Here is a 3555-nt window from a genome sequence, read left to right as displayed (position 1 = left end):
AGACCGGCTGCTCGCGTTCGACGGGACGCTCCAGCAGGGCACGATGTTCATGGGCTCACAGGGCGGGGTCGGCCCGGCCGCCGCCGCCGCGGCCACCGCGTTCGCCCTGGCCTCCGGCCCGTACGACCTCGTCGTGTCGGCCGGGATCGGCGGCGGGTTCGCGCCCGCCGCGCCCGTCGGCTCTCTCGTCGTGGCGAGCGGCATCGCCGCAGCCGACCTGGGCGCCGACACACCCGAGGGCTTCGTCCCCGTCACCGGACTCGGCTTCGGCCGGGTGCTCCACGTACCGCCGCGCTCACTGGTACGGGAGGCCGCCGCCGCCACCGGCGCGGCGACCGGCACCGTGCTGACCGTGTCCACCGTGACCGGCAGCGCGGAGCGCGCCACCGCCCTGCTGGCCGCCCACCCCGGTGCCCTCGCCGAGGCGATGGAGGGGTTCGGGGTCGCCGAGGCGGCCGGCGCGCTCGACCTGCCGGTGCTGGAGATCCGGGCCGTGTCGAACCCGGTCGGCCCCCGCGACCGGGACGCCTGGCGCATCGGCGACGCCCTGGCCGCGCTCACCGGAGCCTTCGGGAAGCTCATCCCCGTACTGGAAGGTTGGACCCACCATGACCGCAACGACTGACGGCGCCGCCGCTACCGGCACGGACGCCGCGCTGAAGATCTCCTTCTCCCCCTGCCCCAACGACACCTTCGTCTTCGAGGCGCTGGCGCACGGCCGGGTCCCCGGCGCCACCCCGATCGACGTCACCTTCGCGGACATCGACATCACCAACGGCCTCGCCGAGCGCGGCGAGGGCGACGTGCTGAAGGTCAGTTACGCGGTGCTGCCGTGGGTCCTCGACGAGTACGCCCTGCTGCCGTGCGGCGGGGCACTGGGGCGTGGCTGCGGCCCGCTCGTCCTCACCCGCGAACCGGGCACCGACCTGACCGGCAAGACGGTCGCCGTACCGAGCGAGCGCTCCACCGCCTATCTGCTCTTCCGTCTCTGGGCCGCACAGACCCTGCCCGGCGGGGTCGGCGAGATCGTCGTCATGCCGTTCGACGAGATCATGCCCGCGGTGCGCGACGGGAAGGTGGACGGCGGACTCGTCATCCACGAGGCCCGCTTCACGTACCAGAACTACGGGCTGCACAACCTCGCCGACATGGGGCAGCACTGGGAGTCCACCACCGGGCTGCCGATCCCGCTGGGCGCGATCATCGCGAAGCGCTCGCTCGGCGCGGAGAAGCTGCACGCGCTGGCCGACGCCATCCGCACCTCGGTCCGCATGGCCTGGGACGCCCCCGAGGTCTCCCGCGACTACGTCCTGGCGCACGCCCAGGAGATGGACCCGGCCGTCGCCGACCAGCACATCGGGCTGTACGTCAACGAGTTCACCGCCGACCTCGGCGAGGACGGCTACGCGGCGATCCGCGGGCTGCTGACGCGCGCCGCGGCGGAGGGACTGGTCCCGGCTCTCGCGCCGGACGCACTGGCGTTCCCCGCGCAGGTGTAGCGGTTTTTGGCCAGACACACGCCGACGGCGGTCCCGGGAAGGGGCCGCCGTCGGCGTGTGTGCGGGGCTTTCGGGCGGTGGGCCGCCCTACCGGACTACGCTCGGTCAGACGTCGAGCTGGTCGGCGACCGCGCGCAGCAGGCCGGCGATCTTCGCGCCGGACGCCTTGTCCGGGTAGCGGCCCCGCTCCAGCATCGGCGTGATGTTCTCCAGGACCGTCGTCAGGTCCTGGACGATCGACGCCAGCTCGTCCGGCTTGCGGCGCTGGGCCGCCGCGACGGACGGCGTCGGATCGAGAATCGTGACGGAAAGCGCCTGGTCACCGCGCTGCCCGGCCACCACACCGAACTCGACCCGCTGGCCGGGCTTGAGCCCCTCGACCCCGGCGGGCAGGACCGACGAGTGGACGAACACGTCCGCGCCGTCGTCACGGGAGAGGAAGCCGAAGCCCTTCTCGTTGTTGAACCACTTGACTTTGCCGGTGGGCACTTCGTCCTCGTCCTCGTCACTCGTCGATGCGCGGGAAGCCGCCGGGAAACGGCTCCGTACAGCAGGAGAGCGGGTCGCCAGGACCCGCCGATCTTCAGGCTAGTGGCCCCTGGGCCCGGGACAAGACGTCGCCGGGCCAATGTCTCGCAGCGGGAACTACCCTTGCGGGGTGAGCACTACTCCTTCAGGCGCGGGCGACCAGCTGGTCCGGATCGGCGCGGTCGTCTTCTTCGTCGGCGCACTCGCCACCCTCGTCACGGTGGCCCCACTGTTCCTCGGAACCGACCCCTTCCCGTCGATCGCGTACGCGGTCTGCATGCTCATGGGGGTGGGTTTCCTGATCGCCGCCGCGGGCGTGGTCCGCTCGGTGTGGTCGAACTCGCCGAAGCGGGCCGCGAGCCGCTCGTAGCCGAACCGGGCGCGTCCCGAACGTACCGGCCGCCTCCCGGTGGTTCCGGCCGTTCGCACCCTCAGGCCGTGCGCCGTGCCTCGTACTCCCGCAGCCAGGCCGGGAAGGCCGTGAGGTCGCTCAGCACCACGTCGGCGCCCGCCGCCCGCAGTTCCTCCGCGTCGCACGGGCCCGTGGTCACGCCGACCGACACGGCACCGGCGACCCGGGCGCCGCGTACGTCCCCGACGTGGTCGCCGACGTAGACCTGCGCGCCCTCGGCGAGCAGCGCCTTGCCCTTCGCCTCCGCCCAGAGGCTGCCGATGACCAGGTCCGGGGTGAGGCCGAGGTGGGTGCAGTGGAGTTCGGCGCTGGGCTGGAACTTCGCGGTGACGACGATCGCCCGGCCGCCCAGCGCCTGCACCGCCTCGATGGCCGCGCGGGCCCCGGGCATGGCGGTGGTCGGGACGATCGCGTGGCGCGGATAGGTCTCCCGGTAGCGGTCGGCGGTGGCGGCCACCCGGTCGGCCGGGAACCAGTTCGTGAGCTCCTCGTCCACGGGCGGCCCCAGCCTGCTGACCACCAGGTCGGCGTCGATGGGCACCCCGGTCTCCGCCGAGAGGGCCAGATAGTTGGCCTTGATGCCGGCCCGGGAGTCGATGAGCGTCATGTCGAGGTCGAATCCGACCGTCAATGTGCGCGAAGACGTGTGCGAAGAGATGTGCGAAGCCATGTCTGCCATTGTGCCGACCCGCCCGGCCCCGGTGTCGGGGCGGGCGGCCGACAGGTCACGGCCCGGGCCCGTGCTCAGCCGCGGGCCCGGCGCGCCCGCCACACCAGGTACACCGCCGTGGCCACCGCCGCCGTGCGGAGCACCCCGGGCCACAGACCCGTCAGGACGTCGCCCATGGCGCCCTCGGCGATCGGCTCGCCCCAGCGTCCGCGCATCCTGCCCCAGACCCACACCACGGCCCCCGCGACGACCACCCCGGGCAGCCCCAGGGCGGCCCACTTCGCCTCGGCCCGGGAGAGCGTGCGGGAGCTGTAGGCGAGCAGCCAGCCGCCCGCGAGGGCCAGCCAGGAGCCGATCACCGCTCCGGCGACCAGCAGCGCGGCGTACGTACGAGGTGTGGTCACCGTCGTACTCACCGGCGGATTTCCCCTCCAGGTGACGGGCGG

5 protein-coding genes and 1 pseudogene are annotated in these 3555 nt (G+C 73.1%); 3 read left to right on the top strand and 3 right to left on the bottom strand.

The genetic code is table 11. From position 1 onward, the window contains the following. The first annotated feature begins 7 nt into the window (after positions 1-7). On the top strand, positions 8-625 hold the full coding sequence (locus ACWD3D_RS34810; RefSeq protein ID WP_451464690.1) for a futalosine hydrolase: 618 nt from the start codon (positions 8-10) through the stop codon (positions 623-625). Then, positions 609-1499, top strand: a complete 891-nt coding sequence (locus ACWD3D_RS34805; protein ID WP_451464689.1) for a 1,4-dihydroxy-6-naphthoate synthase — start codon at positions 609-611, stop codon at positions 1497-1499. Before ACWD3D_RS34810 ends, ACWD3D_RS34805 begins: the two co-directional genes overlap by 17 nt. 105 nt (positions 1500-1604) lie before the next feature. On the opposite strand, the gene ACWD3D_RS34800 is transcribed toward ACWD3D_RS34805, so the two are convergent. After that, a complete protein-coding gene (locus tag ACWD3D_RS34800) occupies positions 1605-1988 on the bottom strand; it encodes a cold-shock protein (protein ID WP_451464688.1) in 384 nt (127 codons plus the stop codon). A gap of 169 nt (positions 1989-2157) precedes the next feature. Between ACWD3D_RS34800 and ACWD3D_RS34795 the strand changes: the two genes are divergently transcribed. After that, positions 2158-2397 carry a hypothetical protein gene (locus ACWD3D_RS34795; RefSeq protein ID WP_328721062.1) on the top strand — a complete coding sequence of 80 codons (240 nt, stop codon included), beginning with the start codon at positions 2158-2160 and terminating at the stop codon, positions 2395-2397. Positions 2398-2458: 61 nt separating this feature from the next. Here the strand turns inward: ACWD3D_RS34795 and ACWD3D_RS34790 are convergent, their stop codons facing one another. Further along, positions 2459-3118, bottom strand: a complete 660-nt coding sequence (locus ACWD3D_RS34790) for an HAD family hydrolase (RefSeq protein ID WP_451464687.1) — start codon at positions 3116-3118, stop codon at positions 2459-2461. A 65-nt stretch (positions 3119-3183) separates the two neighbouring features. Further along, a pseudogene (locus tag ACWD3D_RS34785) lies at positions 3184-3555 on the bottom strand (hypothetical protein); the annotation flags it as partial.

This window comes from Streptomyces sp. NPDC002690, assembly GCF_053592415.1.
This window is presented reverse-complemented; position numbering and strand designations above follow the sequence as displayed.